This window comes from Neobacillus sp. 204 (assembly GCF_046562815.1).
Taxonomy (GTDB): domain Bacteria; phylum Bacillota; class Bacilli; order Bacillales; family Cytobacillaceae; genus Neobacillus.
On record NZ_JBJORY010000015.1, the window covers coordinates 1 to 15,495 of the forward strand.

Annotated in this window: 16 protein-coding genes, 1 pseudogene and 1 riboswitch; of the genes and pseudogenes, 10 read left to right on the top strand and 7 right to left on the bottom strand. The window is 37.3% G+C overall.

Features of this window, described 5'->3' with window-relative positions:
• Nucleotides 1-225 precede the first annotated feature (225 nt).
• Nucleotides 226-331, top strand: a riboswitch (SAM riboswitch).
• 93 nt (nucleotides 332-424) lie between these two features.
• The 3 genes from ACJ004_RS24535 to ACJ004_RS24545 are packed head-to-tail and all read left to right on the top strand — an operon-like array spanning nucleotide 425 to nucleotide 2,947.
• Entirely contained in the window at nucleotides 425-1,438 is a 1,014-nt protein-coding gene (locus tag ACJ004_RS24535) for a methionine ABC transporter ATP-binding protein (protein WP_410895764.1), read from the top strand.
• The gene (locus tag ACJ004_RS24540) at nucleotides 1,428-2,099 is read left to right on the top strand and encodes a methionine ABC transporter permease (RefSeq protein ID WP_410895765.1); all 672 of its coding nucleotides are present in this window, start codon (nucleotides 1,428-1,430) and stop codon (nucleotides 2,097-2,099) included. The genes ACJ004_RS24535 and ACJ004_RS24540 overlap by 11 nt, the downstream gene beginning before the upstream one ends.
• A gap of 20 nt (nucleotides 2,100-2,119) precedes the next feature.
• Entirely contained in the window at nucleotides 2,120-2,947 is an 828-nt protein-coding gene (locus ACJ004_RS24545; protein ID WP_410895766.1) for a MetQ/NlpA family ABC transporter substrate-binding protein, read from the top strand.
• Between the two features lie 88 nt (nucleotides 2,948-3,035).
• Here ACJ004_RS24545 and ACJ004_RS24550 read toward each other — a convergent pair whose 3' ends face one another.
• Nucleotides 3,036-4,466, bottom strand: coding sequence for an aminotransferase-like domain-containing protein (locus ACJ004_RS24550; RefSeq protein ID WP_410895767.1), 1,431 nt, complete (start codon nucleotides 4,464-4,466; stop codon nucleotides 3,036-3,038).
• 114 nt (nucleotides 4,467-4,580) lie between these two features.
• On the opposite strand from ACJ004_RS24550, the gene ACJ004_RS24555 reads away from it, so the two are divergent.
• Both ACJ004_RS24555 and ACJ004_RS24560 read left to right on the top strand, forming a co-directional pair.
• The gene (locus ACJ004_RS24555) at nucleotides 4,581-5,495 is read left to right on the top strand and encodes a DMT family transporter (RefSeq protein WP_410895768.1); all 915 of its coding nucleotides are present in this window, start codon (nucleotides 4,581-4,583) and stop codon (nucleotides 5,493-5,495) included.
• Between the two features lie 460 nt (nucleotides 5,496-5,955).
• Entirely contained in the window at nucleotides 5,956-6,435 is a 480-nt protein-coding gene (locus tag ACJ004_RS24560; RefSeq protein WP_410895769.1) for a hypothetical protein, read from the top strand.
• A gap of 275 nt (nucleotides 6,436-6,710) precedes the next feature.
• Here the strand turns inward: ACJ004_RS24560 and ACJ004_RS24565 are convergent, their stop codons facing one another.
• Nucleotides 6,711-7,202 carry an RrF2 family transcriptional regulator gene (locus ACJ004_RS24565; protein ID WP_410895770.1) on the bottom strand — a complete coding sequence of 164 codons (492 nt, stop codon included), beginning with the start codon at nucleotides 7,200-7,202 and terminating at the stop codon, nucleotides 6,711-6,713.
• Nucleotides 7,203-7,464: 262 nt separating this feature from the next.
• Here ACJ004_RS24565 and ACJ004_RS24570 point away from each other — a divergent pair, with 262 nt between their 5' ends.
• Complete coding sequence (locus tag ACJ004_RS24570) at nucleotides 7,465-7,908, top strand: carboxymuconolactone decarboxylase family protein (RefSeq protein ID WP_410895771.1); 444 nt, start codon at nucleotides 7,465-7,467, stop codon at nucleotides 7,906-7,908.
• Nucleotides 7,909-8,117: 209 nt separating this feature from the next.
• Here ACJ004_RS24570 and ACJ004_RS24575 read toward each other — a convergent pair whose 3' ends face one another.
• The 3 genes from ACJ004_RS24575 to ACJ004_RS24585 form a co-directional block, all read right to left on the bottom strand.
• Nucleotides 8,118-8,249: a hypothetical protein gene (locus ACJ004_RS24575; RefSeq protein WP_410895772.1), complete on the bottom strand. Its 132-nt coding sequence runs from the start codon at nucleotides 8,247-8,249 to the stop codon at nucleotides 8,118-8,120.
• A gap of 26 nt (nucleotides 8,250-8,275) precedes the next feature.
• Nucleotides 8,276-8,527 carry a molybdopterin-dependent oxidoreductase gene (locus ACJ004_RS24580; RefSeq protein WP_410895773.1) on the bottom strand — a complete coding sequence of 84 codons (252 nt, stop codon included), beginning with the start codon at nucleotides 8,525-8,527 and terminating at the stop codon, nucleotides 8,276-8,278.
• Nucleotides 8,528-9,080: 553 nt separating this feature from the next.
• Nucleotides 9,081-10,274, bottom strand: coding sequence for an MFS transporter (locus ACJ004_RS24585; RefSeq protein WP_410895774.1), 1,194 nt, complete (start codon nucleotides 10,272-10,274; stop codon nucleotides 9,081-9,083).
• A 150-nt stretch (nucleotides 10,275-10,424) separates the two neighbouring features.
• On the opposite strand from ACJ004_RS24585, the gene ACJ004_RS24590 reads away from it, so the two are divergent.
• Complete coding sequence (locus tag ACJ004_RS24590) at nucleotides 10,425-11,012, top strand: MOSC domain-containing protein (protein ID WP_410895841.1); 588 nt, start codon at nucleotides 10,425-10,427, stop codon at nucleotides 11,010-11,012.
• Between the two features lie 183 nt (nucleotides 11,013-11,195).
• Here ACJ004_RS24590 and ACJ004_RS24595 read toward each other — a convergent pair.
• Nucleotides 11,196-12,080, bottom strand: a pseudogene (locus ACJ004_RS24595) (PhzF family phenazine biosynthesis isomerase).
• Nucleotides 12,081-12,286: 206 nt separating this feature from the next.
• Between ACJ004_RS24595 and ACJ004_RS24600 the strand changes: the two are divergent.
• The gene (locus ACJ004_RS24600) at nucleotides 12,287-12,835 is read left to right on the top strand and encodes a DJ-1/PfpI family protein (protein WP_410895775.1); all 549 of its coding nucleotides are present in this window, start codon (nucleotides 12,287-12,289) and stop codon (nucleotides 12,833-12,835) included.
• Between the two features lie 189 nt (nucleotides 12,836-13,024).
• Here ACJ004_RS24600 and ACJ004_RS24605 read toward each other — a convergent pair whose 3' ends face one another.
• Nucleotides 13,025-13,345, bottom strand: a complete 321-nt coding sequence (locus ACJ004_RS24605; RefSeq protein WP_410895776.1) for a thioredoxin family protein — start codon at nucleotides 13,343-13,345, stop codon at nucleotides 13,025-13,027.
• A gap of 121 nt (nucleotides 13,346-13,466) precedes the next feature.
• On the opposite strand from ACJ004_RS24605, the gene ACJ004_RS24610 reads away from it, so the two are divergent.
• Both ACJ004_RS24610 and ACJ004_RS24615 read left to right on the top strand, forming a co-directional pair.
• Nucleotides 13,467-14,381 carry a LysR family transcriptional regulator gene (locus tag ACJ004_RS24610; RefSeq protein ID WP_410895777.1) on the top strand — a complete coding sequence of 305 codons (915 nt, stop codon included), beginning with the start codon at nucleotides 13,467-13,469 and terminating at the stop codon, nucleotides 14,379-14,381.
• A 149-nt stretch (nucleotides 14,382-14,530) separates the two neighbouring features.
• Nucleotides 14,531-15,283 carry a DeoR/GlpR family DNA-binding transcription regulator gene (locus ACJ004_RS24615; protein WP_410895778.1) on the top strand — a complete coding sequence of 251 codons (753 nt, stop codon included), beginning with the start codon at nucleotides 14,531-14,533 and terminating at the stop codon, nucleotides 15,281-15,283.
• Nucleotides 15,284-15,495: the final 212 nt, after the last annotated feature.

The window sequence follows — 15,495 nt, forward strand, 5'->3', positions numbered from 1 at the left end:
TTTGAATAGGTTAAATTTCCTAGTGTTAGATTATTCGCAACAAGTGGAAATTATTTTAATATTAAATTCCATAAGTTCAAAGTTATCTGTAAATTTTTTAATACCTACTAAATAGATTGATTTTGTAGGGATGAAAGCGTTCTTTTATAGCAAGATACTATTTTCTGATGATTGACAAGATAAAATTAGATTAGTATTATCTAAAATATCTTAATAAACACATAAAACTTATCGAGAGTGACCGAGGGACTAGGCCCTATGACGTCCGGCAACCCCCTGATTGGGAAGGTGCCAATTCCAGCAGAATGATGTTCATTCTGAAAGATAAGTCGAAATTTAACCATTTGTATTTCGATGCCTCTTTCAGTTTGAAAGGGGCATTTTTGTATTCTAAAATCTTGTATTTAAAAAAAGAGGTCATCATATGATTGAAATTCGTAATCTTACAAAGGTTTATCAAACGAAAAATGGCACGGTAAAAGGGGTCGATGAAGTTTCGCTAACTATTCAAAAAGGCGAGATTTATGGGATTGTCGGCTATTCAGGTGCCGGCAAAAGTTCGCTCTTGCGCTGTATTAACCTATTAGAGCGGCCTACTTCAGGAAGCATTACGGTTGATGGAATTGATCTTACTCAATTGAAAGGTGAGAAGCTGCGATTGGCACGGTTAAAAATAGGCATGATTTTTCAACATTTTTACTTAATCAGTCAAAAAACAGTCTTTGAGAATATTGCCTTTTCCTTGAAAGCTGCCAACTATCCAAAGAGCGGAATCAAAGAACGAGTGGAAGAATTGCTTGAAACGGTGGGGCTTGCGGATAAAAGAGACGTTTATCCTTCGCAACTGAGTGGCGGACAAAAACAACGGGTTGGGATCGCACGGGCGCTAGCAAATAATCCGACGGTGCTTTTATGTGATGAAGCGACATCGGCTCTAGATCCAACCACAACTAAGTCGATTTTAACTTTATTGAAAAAAATCAACAAAGAGCTGGGCATTACCATTGTTTTAATTACCCATGAGATGAATGTTGTCAAAGAAATATGCCACCGAATGGCCATTATGCAAAATGGAAAGGTGATTGAAGAGGGAGCAGTGTATGATCTCTTTGCCAGCCCGCAGGCTGGGCTTACCCAGGAGTTTATTGAAAGTGTTGTTTCCTTCGATGTTCCAAAGTCTATTTTAACTGCTTGTGAAGGACCAATTATCAAGGTGATCTTCAAGGGGAAAGTTGCTGGTGAGGGGGTCATTTCCGATATGCTGCAGCAATTTAGCGTAAAAGGCAACTTCCTTCATGGATCCATTGAATATATTCAAGAATTGCCGCTTGGCATTTTTATTATGGAACTGAAAGGTCAGAAGGACGAAGTGAAAACGGCACTTCAATATATCGAGAACCGGGCAGCGCAAGTGGAGGTGTTACGTGATGGGCTTTGATTTTCAGCATCTTATCGAGCTAATTCCAGATATTAATACAGCTTTTGTACAAACCATTTATATGATCCTGATCTCGTTAGTGATTGCGATTTTTATTGGCCTGCCGGTAGGGATTCTATTATACGTCACTGACAAAGGATTGTTTATGCAAAATCGCATGATCCAGCTTTGCATGGGCTTTGTTGTTAATTTAGTCCGGTCGATTCCTTTTATTATTTTATTGGTTGCACTAATTCCATTAACCAAATTTCTAGTTGGAACAACGATTGGGCCATCAGCTGCGAGTGTTTCACTTTCCGTTGCGGCGATACCCTTCTTTGCTAGGATTGTTGAGACGGCTTTAAGAGAAATTGATAAAGGCGTCATCGAAGCGGCAATTGCTGCGGGTGCTACTCCAACAATGATCATTAAAGATGTCCTGCTCCTTGAAGCAAGATCGGGGATTATCTCAGGGATTACCTTAACACTTATTAGTTTGATTGGTTTTTCGGCGATGGCTGGTACAGTTGGCGGCGGTGGAATTGGCGATTTAGCCATTCGCTTCGGGTATTACCGCTATGATAATACCATCATGATAGCTACAGTCGTCATATTAATTATTTTAGTTCAGTTTGTTCAGCTGCTTGGTGATTTCATCGCCAAAGTTGTCGATAAAAGATAATAAGAGAGAGGGAAAATGTCATGAAAAAATGGTTTTTAGCAATTGTTTTACTTTCAGTAGTAGGAGCTTTAGCGGCTTGTGGGGGGAGTTCAGAAAGTAACGATAAGGCAAGTGCAAAATCAAAGGAAGTTAAAATCGGGGCTACGGCTGGACCGTATAGTGATATGTTGAAAACAGCGATTGTACCTGGTTTAGAAAAAAAGGGCTACAAAGTAGAAATCGTGGAATTTAGCGACTATATTCAGCCAGATATGGCCTTGGATAATGGCGATATTCAAGCGAACCTCTTTCAAAACTCCATTTACCTTAAAAGTTTTGCGAAGGAAAATAATCTGAAGTTATCCGCGTTGATTTCAGTCCCAACGGCACCAATGGGGCTCTATTCAAAGAAATTCAAATCATTGGATGAAGTAAAAGATGGAGCAACGGTTACACTTCCGAATGACCCGACGAATGCGGCTCGTGCCTTAAATACACTTCGTGATGAAGGCTTGATTACTTTCAATGAAAGTGCAGATCCAATAACTGTGTCAGAGAAGGATATTGTTGAAAATAAGAAACATTTGAAATTCCAACCGATTGAAGCGGGTCAGCTTCCTCGTTCTGTAGACAGTGTCGATATAGCTGCAGTGCCTGGAAACTTCGCGTTGGCTGCTAAAATGAGTTTGCTCGATGCACTTGCACTTGAAAATATGCTTGACCCATACCGCAACATTGTTGCAGTTAAAACAGAAAATAAAGATTCCCAGCTTGCCAAAGATATTAAAGCCGTTGTCGAATCTGATGACTTTGAAAAAGTCATTGATGAACAGTTTGAAGGATTTGGAAAACCGAACTGGATGAAGTAGTAAGAAATGGTGTGGTGTCAGGCACCAACATAATCCATAGTTATAAGAAAATGCGAACAGTGAAAAGCACTGTTCGCATTTTTGTCTATTATGTTTCTTTGACTTTATCACAAGAACGGGTCTCATGGTTTCCATCTACTAAATTGATAAATTTCCTTATTCCTTTACGGATTTGTTCTTCATTAGCATAGGAATAGCTTAAGCGCACCCATGAGGATGGCCGATTTAAAGGATCACAAACACGACCGGGAACAATGGAGATTGATTGCTTTAGGGACTTACCTAATAATTCATCTGTCGATAGATAGTTGGGAAGCTGAACCCATAAGTTCAAGCCTCCTTCTGGGCTGGTCCAGTGCCAATCTGTTTCAGCTAGTTCTTCCTCCATGATTTCCTTTCTTATTTGTAAGGCAATTCGTAGTTTTTCAACGTGTTGTTGCAGTCTAGGTGATAAAAAGTAATGAAGGAAAATTTTTTGATTCAGGAGTGGAGACCCGTTATCGGCTAGGGATTTCACCACTAGGAGCGGTTTCATGATTGGTGATTGTGCAATCACTGCCGCAACTCGAAGACCAGGTGAGATATATTTGCAAAAGCTCTTTACATAAATCACGATTCCAGTTGTGTCATACGTGTAAAAGGGAGGCGGCGGCTCCTGATCAAAATAGATGTCGTGATAGGCATCATCTTCGATTAAGAGACATCGATATTGCTCAGCTAATTGAACTAATTGTTTTCTTTGTGCGGCCGGAACTGTGTATCCAGTTGGATTATGGAAGGTCGGATTCATATAAAAGAGTCGAGGCTTGTATTTCTTCATCATAAATTCAACCTGCTCTAAATCGTAACCGTCAGGGTGGATGTCCACGGTTACAATAGTTGCCCCTTGTGCTCTAAAGGTATCAATGGCGGCGCTATAGCTTGGCTGTTCCATTAATATGGTGTCTCTTGATTTAACAAAAGCTTGAGCAATAAGGTGAATCGCTTGCTGAGAACCAGTTGTGATTAACAGGTTATCCGCGGTCGTAATCGTTTTATACTGGTCAATAAAATATTCACACAGGACTTCACGCAACTCCACGTCACCTTGAACGGTCGAGTAGGTTGCCAGCACTTTGGGATAGAGATCAAACACTTTTTTTACATAATCCGATAAAAAGAGATTAGGCAAAAGGCTGGGGTCAATTAACGCCTGTGAAAAATTATAGGAAACCGGAACTTGATGAATCTCGGATAAGTGATTTTTTTGTGTGTAGACTGAAATAAGCGGACTATCTAGATTTTCAAATTTCGCTCTTCCATTTAATTGAACATAGTAACCTGATTTATCTTTGACATATACTCTATTTTGTTGTTTAAGCAACTGATAGGCTTTTAAAACTGTTAAACGATGAACATTCATTTCCTCAGCTAATTTTCTTACAGAGGGAAGCTTATCCTCCTCCTGCCACTCATTGCGTTCGATCCCGTGTAAAACATAATCATATACTTGTTTAAATAGATAATCACCGTTGGTCATGTCTTTCCCCCATTTCTCCTTGATTGTACCACGATACCTTTTTGAACTGTTCTATTGGTGATAATCTGTTCTATCCTCAATCTCCTATAATGGATTAAAAAGGAGGAATTGTTAATGGTGATGATTGGTTTTTTGTTCATGTGTTTGATTTTTGGTACGACCTTTTTAGCAATAAAAATAGGGATAGATGCAGGAATTCCACCCTTTTTCTCCGCTGGTCTTCGGTTTTTTATTGCTGGTTTTATTCTATTTGGGTTCATGGTCTTGCGAAAAAAAACAACGATTGGTTTGTTATTTCGTAAGGAAATGCTAATTACAGGGATTGGTTTAACCTTTGGGACGTTTGCAACTTTATATTGGGCTGAACAATATGTGACGTCTGGTGCTGCCGCTGTGCTATCGGCTACTGGTCCAATGATGATTTTATTGATCCAAACGACCCTATTGAAGAAGAAAGTGAATCAAATTTCCTTTATTGGATGCCTTGTAGGTATTGTGGGAGTTGCTCTTCTTATTTTGCCAAGCTTTACTCTTCAGGGGGAACGGTATTGGTTAATAGGGTGTCTCTTGATTGTTATTGGTGAGGTATTTTATGCTTCTGGGGCTATTTATTCCAAACATGTGATGGAAAAGTTTGAATCAGATTCCCCCATTGCATTAAATGCAGCTCAAATGATGTATGGGGGAATCTTACTCATTCTTTTGTCGTTGTTTACAGAAAATATACAGTTTACTAGCTTGACTAGTCCCGCATCTATAGGCTCGTTTCTTTATTTAATCGTTTTTGGCTCAATGATTGGTCATACTCTCTTTTACTGGCTGGTCTCGAGGACCAACCCTGTTTTTCCGTCTACCTGGCTTTTTATTTCTCCTCTCATTGCAATGGTACTAGGTGGTATGTTTTATCATGAATCTCTTTCTTGGGAAGCCGGTATAGGTGCTTTAACGGTTATTTTAGGGACAATTCTGGTGCAGTATGGCAACCGCCAACGCCTGGTGCCTGTCACCACTCGAAGTATGTCGAAATGATAATAGACCGGATTCTGCTTGAATCCGGTCTATTCATACTATAAAAGCAGGTGAAAAAATCCTAACGGGTTCCGTTACCTATCGCAAACATTCAAAATGTAAATTAAAATGAGTGCCAAATTGTATATAAATTTGGCACTTATTTTTTATTGATGTAAAGTGATTTTTGCAGAAATTACACTAAACTTTGTATAGTAAATTGCACACCAAATTGTAAGGATACACTGTCTGTTTACCCCTACAATTTAACCCACATTTTGATATGCAAATCTTCTTACAAAAAAATGATTAGACTGTATGTTAAGTCTAAATACAATTGGATATTTATGTTAAGATGAAATAAACATTGTGAATAAATGTACTTAAGCTAACGAAGCAGGATAGTTTACCAAGAAAAAATAATAATAAGATTTAGTTAAAGGAATGTTATAAAAATCAAATCAGAAGGAAGTTGATTTATATGGTTAAGAAAAAGACATTCGCTTTAGCGATGTTAATCGTTCCTTGGCTAACTGTTCCTTTCATGGGGAAAAAATCAATTTTTAGGTTTTTACCTGTAGCAAGTTTTGTTAATTTATTCATAAGTGTGTTAAGTGTAATTGCTAATAAGAAAAAATGGTGGGTAAATAAAAATCCTTTATCTCCCGGTTTTGTAGATTTTACATATATATTAGGTCCTTTTTTTGTAGCCACACTATGGGCATTTAAACTAACATACGGGAATTTTTTCAAATATTTAATTGCAAATATGATAATAGATGCTATTTGTGCTTATCCATTTGCTCAAATATGGGAAAAGGTAGGAGTATTTAAATTTAAAAAGTTGAATCATACTATATGGTATTTTATATGCGTGTCATTAGCAATTATTATTTATGGGTATCAGTATATAGTCGAAAAATCGATTATGAAAGTAAAAAATCCCCAATCAGAGTTTTAATTAGAATTTAATTTTTCTGTTCTTCAACTACCGGGTGCTTGAATTCCAGATAAAGCTGTCATTTAGACAGCTTTTTTTATTGCACTAAAGGGGCAGGATTGTTGAAGAAAGCAATCGAACCTGCTGCGATCAAGGTGACCTTTTCTTAGAGCTATAGTTACAAGTTTGTTGAGGATTGGTCGAGTTATCAATAGGCAGTCGAAAGTTACGTTTTTTTTGAACCAAAACACATCTCTAAATTGCTATTATTTAAGCAATTTCACTAGAGGTTTGCTTTATACGTTGCTATTTGAAAAATATTTCCGAGTATCTTCACGTATTTGTTTGGGTATGACACGATCAAGTTCTTCGTTTAACCATGAAAGTGTTTTACTACGCAAGTAATCACGCATTTTTTCTTCCGCAGAAAGCATAACTAAATTGATGGTGCAAGAGGAGGGAGCTGAACAGCAGTTTTCTCTATACAAATAACCATTATCTTTAATATTTTTACATTGAAAGATAGGCTTAGGACCTTCAACTGCTTCAACTACCTCCCAAAAGGAAATATCTTCTGGGGACTTAGATAACCTATATCCTCCCTTTACGCCAGGGACAGAATTTACAATACCAGCCTTAGATAATTTACCGAAAACTTTTGAAAGAAATGTCTCAGAAAGTCCTTGGAATTCTGCCAAATCCTTTATCCCAATACTTTCCTTGGAAGGAGCATCAATTAAATAAACCAGACAATGTAAAGCATATTCAACTCCGACACTATACTGCATATAAACTCACCTGCTTTTAATTTAAGGGTTATCAAATTGTATCTTATGAGTATTTAGAGTGTTAGTCAAATAAAAGAAAACTCTTTTTGGTAAATCATATTCATTTGACAAAAATAATTATATCATATATTGTAGACTTAGTTAATCGCCGATTATGTCAGTCTGTAATGATCACCTAAATTCATTATGAATTTAGGTGATCATTAGATTACTATCTTCAATTCAATTTTTTATTGAATAAACTTTTTTAGGGGGAATTTAAATGGAACAACGAATTGATTATTACAATGTAGCACCAGAAGCACTTAAAATAATGATGGAAATGGAGAAGTATACGAAAACTACAGGTATAGACCGTAAACTTCGTGAACTTATAAAAATTCGGGCTTCTCAAATAAATGGTTGTGCATATTGTCTTAACATGCATACAGCTGATGCTAGAAAAATGGGAGAAACGGAACAACGTTTATATTGTATTAGTGCTTGGAGAGAGTGCACATTTTACACAGATGCAGAAAAAGTAGCTCTTGAGTTGACAGAGTATGTAACTTTAATCCCGACAAAACGTGTACCCGATGAACTTTATCAACGAGTACGTGAACATTATGACGAGAGACAATATGTTGACCTTGTTCTAATAATCAATCAAATAAACAATTGGAATAGAATTTCGATTTCAATGGGTAATACAGCAACTGATAAATAATTACTCTCAATGAACATCTTATAGTGTTCGTCTCAGATTGTAGACAAAAAGCATCCAAACTGGTTCATTTGGATGCTTTGCATTTTATGCTTATATAGTTCCTGAAAATACTCTTGCTAGGTTTAGCTTATTTCATTTCAGAACTTTCTATAATTATCTAGCATGATGGTCTCCTTCTTCTTATTACACATATTTGTGAAATATTGTACTTAAACTGTGACAGGAAAAGCATCATAGTCATTCCCTTGATTTGGGTAATATGCATAATCTATTGATTGAAAGGGTCCGATAAAATTAGAACCTATAATACTTATTTGTTTGATCCATTTAACTGAGGCCATTGCATACCATTGAGGAACTATTAACCTCAGTGATAACCATGCTTAAATGGAATGGACTGACCATTATATTCATAAGCAACAAGGGTATCAGGGTGAAGTGCTTTTTCAATTGGCAGACTCCTAGCGAAGCTATAAACCTTATCTAAGTCAGTTCTTTCTCCATAATCGTCTCCTTCTACGACAACTTCTTTTGTCCCGCCTACTATGCCAGCAAGTTGAAGTAAAGTGTGTAAAGGAACGCCTTTCCAATAGCCTTGGCTAATACACCCTTTTCCCATTGTTCTCCAAATACTTTAGGTTCAAAAGTTTACGCTTGTCGCCTGAACATTCTAGGACAACTTTTAATGATTTTGAAGGCAATTTTACAATTTCTAGCATGGAAAGAACTCTTGGGGTATGTGACCAATCCATTTATAGGCAGCCAATAGTTTGAATAGGAAAGTGTAGGATATGAAAAGTGATTACGCCTATAAAATAAATGGTTAGTCAATATATCAGTTTCGCCAAACTGAATAGGTGTTTCCTGATTTTCAGGTTGTAAACTACGCGTAATTAAATAGGGCTTCTATGCATTTAGGTCAACCATATCTTCCGCCCTAACTCATTCAATTACCATAGGTACAAAATTCCGTCTAATAAAAAAGGTTTAATGCTCAATAAGAGTATCAAACCTTTTTGGTGTTTATTTAGTTTTCAAAAGTTCTTAACAATGAACACTATACGTGGCTATTAAAAATTAGAATATTTATTCATCGACAAGATATTTAATGAAAATCATTTCTGTTAAATTGGTTACGGTGAACCGTAATGAATCTATATAAGAGCAAGGTATTACAATGATAGTTTCATTTGTTGTCGGTCTAATCGATGACTTAGGAAAGTTAGAAGACTTGCAAAGATAGCAATGAACCCACCAACAAGTGTTACATTCATCAAAGGTCCTTGATGGTAAACAATGCCTCCTAATGCGGAGCCAAAGGCGATCCCCACATTACTGGCGACTGGCATCAATGAAGCCGCGAGTCCGGTTGCTTTTGGTTGATAAATACTGGCAAGGTCTATCAAATAAAGCTGGGTAGATGTTGTTAAAAGGATGGCCATTAATGACATCATGCCAATGTTAATCAATCCAAAGATAAAGTGATTGGATGTCCAATATAAACTGACCAGAACAAAAGCTTGGACAAGGAAAACAAACCGAAGGCGTCCAATTGCATTGTGGCTGGCAATTTTTCCAGCGAGTATGTTGCTAAAAATCGAAATAAATCCGTAGCCAAACAAGATTAAACTAATGGAACTACTGGGTGCTTCCATTTGCTTTAGGATGGGAACAAGATAAGTAAAAACGGCATACGTGGCTCCAAATCCAAGAGATGGAATGAAAAAAGCCATTAGTATTCGTGGGTGTGTCAACAAAGAAAATTGATCACGCATCGAACTACGGTATTGACTGAGCTTTTTAGGCAAATTCAAGATAGATGCCAAAAATGCAACTCCACCCAGAAAAGTTGTTAATAGGAAGGTTGCATGCCAGTCGTACCATTTAGCGATGACCGTTCCAATGGGTACGCCAATCACGTTGGCGAGAGTAAACCCACCAAAAACGCATGATATAGCAATTCCACGTTTTGTGATTGGTATCGTTTCACTGGCAACAATCATCGCAAGTGAGATTAAAACACCTGTTACAATTGCGGTTATCATCCGAAGGGAAAGGAGCATGATGTAGCTAGTCGATATCACGCACAAAGCATTCAGGATGATGAACGATCCTATCAAAAACAACATCCATTTGCGCTTTGGAAAATGGCTTGTTGCTGACATAACGAGTGGTGTAGCTATGGCAAAAGTAATGGCAAAGGCAGAAACAAGAGTACCTGCTTTTGCATTTGTGATATGAAGATTCGAGGAAATATCAGTTAAGATCCCGACGATAACAAACTCGCTTGTCCCGAGAACAAATGTTAGTAATGTAAGTGTTAAGATGAGAAACCAATGTTGCTTAGATAATACAGTGTCTTGCATAAATACCTCTTTTCTTAGATGAATGAAAATGTGTAATAGGATAGGTAAACAATTAAATAATCATACCATAAAACAAATTAACGAAGAAGCCCTGAGTGCAGGATGGGTGTGTGGTATTATTTATAGATTAAGGAATATTTGGAAATTTTTATGTGGAAAGGGGTCTTATTATTGGAAAAAGTATGGGCAAGCATAAACGCGGTATTAATTGCAGATGACCCAATGACATTTGTGACTAGAAGAATTTCAGAAGCGAATCTTGAATTTGGCGGGATTCGTGGAGATCGCCATTTTGGTGTAACTAGTAAAGCAGATTCAAGACAGCCGATGTATCCAAGAGGAACAGAGATATTAAACCGGCGCCAAATAACGATCGTTTCTGAGGAAGAACTAGACAGGATTGCAGAAGAATTAGGGGTCGACTCGGTGCTTCCAGAGTGGTTAGGAGCAAATATCTTGGTAAAAGGATTTCCGGAATTAACCAAGCTTACCATGGGATCACGGCTCCTTTTTCCAAGTGGTGCAGGATTAATATGTATGGGTGAAAACCAGCCTTGTACGTTACCTGGGGATGAAATCCAAAAGCATTATGAAAACCATGAGAAGTTATCTTTCCGTTTTGTGCGTGCGGGTTATAAGCGACGGGGGATCGTCTGTGCAGTAGAAAGGCCAGGGGAAATTCACGAAAATGACCAAGTTCAAATTTGGATTAATGATTTTGCCAATCCGATGCAATAACTTGAGTGTTTTGTTGCGGAGACTATTATGGTATCGAGGCAGGATTGCCTGGATTCAAATGTAAAAGCCGAAAAGGAGAATTTTATTAGCATTCCTAAAATTGAACAAAAAAGAATTGAAATACATTAAACATCACTTAAGCCGCAGTTAGGGAGCCAACTCCTGACACTGCGGCTTTCTTGTCTATAAAAGCACTTCAAACTCTTTTACGTATACGGCATTTCCTGTAATCTCTATTTCATATTGATCGTAATTTTTCGTGACATGCACCATGACCCTGCCATCCTTATTTATTTCCTGACCTTGTTCTACTAAAAGATGGAGAGTTTTTTCAAAATCGCTTTTTATGTATTTTGCATAATACGCTCCCATTACGCCTGAAGCTGTACCGGTTACGGGATCCTCGATGGTTCCAGAAAAAGGGGACGAAAAGTGCCGTGCGTGCATATGGGCATCAATATCATAGGTATCTAAGCAAAAGGGATGAATAGATGCTTTTGGCATTTCCTTTACAATAGAAGGGAATAATGGGTTGTTCGGTCTCATTTTTTTAAAAGATTCGAGTTTTTTTATTGGAATTAATAGAGTCCAGATACCTGTACTGCCATAGAGGATTGGTAAAGCATCGTCAATCTCCTCTTTTACCAGCCCAATGGAGTCAGCCAAAGCCTCCACTGATCCATTAAATTCTGCAAACTGAGGTGAAGCCTGTTTCATAGTGATCCGATTATCTTCACTTGAAATCTTTATGGGCAGATTTCCTGCAAGTGTCTCAATGGTTAAGTTTTCTTTTTGAGGGATGGTTCCATTCCTTTTTAAGGCATAGATAGCAGCCATTGTACCGTGGCCACATAGGTTCATTTCATGGCCGGGGGTGAAATAACGTATTCTAAGGTCAGCTGTACTTGAATCCAATAGAAAAGCTGTTTCATTAAATCCTGCTTAATAGGCAACCTCCTGCATTTGCTTTTCCGTCAGTCGGTCACCATTTAACACGACTCCTGCAGGATTCCCTTTATTGGGTTCTGTACTAAATGCATCATAATGATAAACCGTAACTGATTTCATTTTCATTTCCCCCTATTCCATCATTTTATTTTCTAATCAATTAATTGCTGCATTGTCATCCTTTAACTAAAACTCTATCGAACTATTCTTTTTCTTGTCAACATAAACAACATTATTTATTTTTAGATTAAAGGAAATTATAGGAAGAAATTAGAATATATAAATATTGGCAACAGCCTAATTTTTTAAGAGAGGGAGTAGTTAAGGTGTCAAAAAAAGTATTAATCATTGCTGGAGATGCTGTAGAGGCGTTGGAAATTTATTATCCATATTTTCGCTGTCTTGAAGAAGGCTACAATGTACAAATAGCTGCACCATCAAAAAAGAAACTGCAAACAGTAGTCCATGACTTCATTGGATGGGATACTTATACGGAAAGAAAAGGATACTTAATTGAAGCACAGTTAGCTTTTGAAGATGTAAATCCGGAAGAATTTGACGGGCTAATTATTCCTGGGGGAAGGGCTCCGGAATACATTCGCTTAAATGAAAATGTTCCAAGGATTGTCGCCCATTTCTTTGAAGCAAATAAACCTGTTGCGGCAATTTGCCATGCAGGCCAGGTGTTAACAACCGTTCGCCAATATTTGGATGGTCGAGAGCTGACCGCCTATATCGCCTGCAAGCCAGATTTGGAAGCAGCTGGGGCGACCTATATTGAGAATCCTCTCCATGTTCAGGGCAATCTCGTTTCAGGGCATGCATGGCCAGATCTACCTGGATTTATGAAAGAGTTTATTAAACTTTTAAACTGAAAAAGTAGAAACCAAAAGAAGACAATAAAAAGGTTCACGAAGTTGTGAACCTTTTTGTGTGTAATGACATAACAACTTTGATAGGGGCTGTTTATAATTTCATCCTAACAGTATTTGAAAATCTCGAGTTTCGTGATAATTTTTCGATTGCAAACAACTATTAAGTTGGAAAGAGATTAAAAGCATCATTTATTCTATCAATCCATGTTTTGTTAAGGTCTCGACAAGCACAGCCTTAGGTTGAAAACCAGATGTCCTCCCCACAAGCAGGCCATTCTGAAATAGCAATAATGTAGGTATTCCTAATACTTGATACTCACTTATAAAATCGACATTTTCATCGGCATTAACCTTTACAATTTTTAAATCAAATTCTAGATCAATTTCCTCTAACACGGCTCCTATCAACCTGCAAGGAGGGCACCATGCGGCCCAGCAATCGACTAGTACCGACTTGCTTGATTGAATTTCCTTTAGAATTTCCTGACCATCTGCCTGTAAAATGCTCATGAACAATCTCACCTTTCTGTTCGTCTTTGATTGTAGTATATGATGAGTCATGATATAAGTAAAATTAATACTTTGAATATTATACATAAGTAAAAACTAATGTATAGAAATGAGGGATCCTATGACTCTATTTCAATTAGAGGTTTTCTTAAAGGTAGTAGAAACAAAAAGTTTTACAAAAGCTGGTGAGCAAATCGGCCTCTCACAATCGGCAGTTAGTCAAGCGGTAGCAGCATTGGAATCAGCGCTAAATATAAAATTATTAAATCGGCACAGGACTGGAGTCAGTTTGACGAAAGTCGGCGAACGCATCGCGAGCTTAGTTAGAGATTTAATCATGATTAAAACAAAGATCATCAATGAGGCATCCGGAATCACGGGACTTGAAACAGGGACGATTAGAATCGGCAGCATTTCGGGCATGTCAGCCAAACTACTGCCAGGAATGATCAGCTCCTTTAAAAAACGGTTTCCCGGAGTAGAGGTAGTGCTTTATGAGGGGAATTATGAAGAGGTTAGAAATTGGCTTAAAATGTCAGTCGTGGATGTGGCCGTGGTCACGGAAGAAAAGCATGAATTCGAATTTTTTCCTTTACTGCAGGATAAAATGATCGTTTTTGTACCAGAGGCCCATCCACTGAGTCATCAATCATCGATCGAAGTAAAGGATATAGCCAGTGAACCTCTCATCATGCTAAAAGAATGTGGTCATGTCATCCGGGCGATTTTTAAGGAACAAGGTTTCTCACCGAATATTCAATTTGAAGTCAGTGATATCGCTACCATCATCGCAATGGTTCAAGAAGGGGTCGGAAATACGATTCTTCCGGAGCTAGCCATCCCCTCCACCTTGTCCAAGATCACTGCTTCTTATTTAAGCCCGCAAGTATACCAAAATTTAGGGATTGAGGTCCGTTCAACAGAGTATACAAGCCCTGCGGTAACAGCATTTATTCATGAGGCACAAGAATTCACCAAGAATTTATCATTGAAGTTGTTTAACAGTTATCATTCTGTGGTAGTGAAAAAAAGATAATGGATTCATGCTTGCATGCCTACTATTTCCACCATTTTTTTTGTTGGTGTTTTATAATAGAAGCATCTAGAAAGAGAACTGTAAATTTGTTAACCAGAGTTCTTGTAATTTTCATCTTTAATTACCTCTATTTTTAAGGAGAAGAAATCTTGCTTATTTCAGAACGACATCAAATAATTTTGAAGCTACTAAAAGAAAAAGAGAATGTTATGGTTCAAGAGTTAGTTGAATTAACAAATACATCTGAATCTACCCTGCGCCGTGATTTAGATCAATTAGAAAAGCAGAACTACCTAAAGCGCGTTCATGGTGGAGCTTCACTTTTGCATAAAAAACGAGATGAACCAAGTGTGTTTAAAAAAATCACTCAGAATCTTGAGGAGAAAGCTATTATAGCCAAATATGCAGCAGGTCTTATATTGGACGGTGATTGTGTATATATCGATGCCGGCACAACAACATATCAGATGATAAAACATATTAAACAAAAAGATATCGTTGTAGTAACAAATGGAATTGATCATTTAGAAGCATTACTTGAAAATGATATATGTACATATTTTATTGGTGGATTTATTAAAAAGAATACGAAAGCGTCTGTTGGGCCTCATGCTTATGAAAGTATAAAAAAATACAGATTTGATAAGTGTTTCATAGGGGCCAACGCCATTCATTATGATTTAGAATTAACTACCCCAGATCCGATGGAGGCGCAAATGAAAGAAAAAGCAATTTCTTTGGCACGTGAGTCTTTTATATTAGCAGATCATACAAAATTTGGAGAAGTTTCTTTTTCTAAGTTTGCGAAATTAGAGCAGACAAAAATTATTACGAATGAAGAAGATAGCGTAGAATTTGAAAAATATAAGGAGAAAACAGACATTATTCTCGTAAAGAAATAAGATATCGCCTATGCGCTGTCTTATCTAAGCATAGTTGTTTATAGCAAGTAATGAAAGCTGACTCATGTCTATTATAGACTTTCTGAGTTTCAGCTTTTTTTTTGTTGTCCAAATTGGAAATAGTAGATTGATTTTTTTCCCTTTATAAATAATTTTATTTATATTTTAAGTCGTATTTTACCAGAATAATAAATCAAAAGAAAAATATGGAT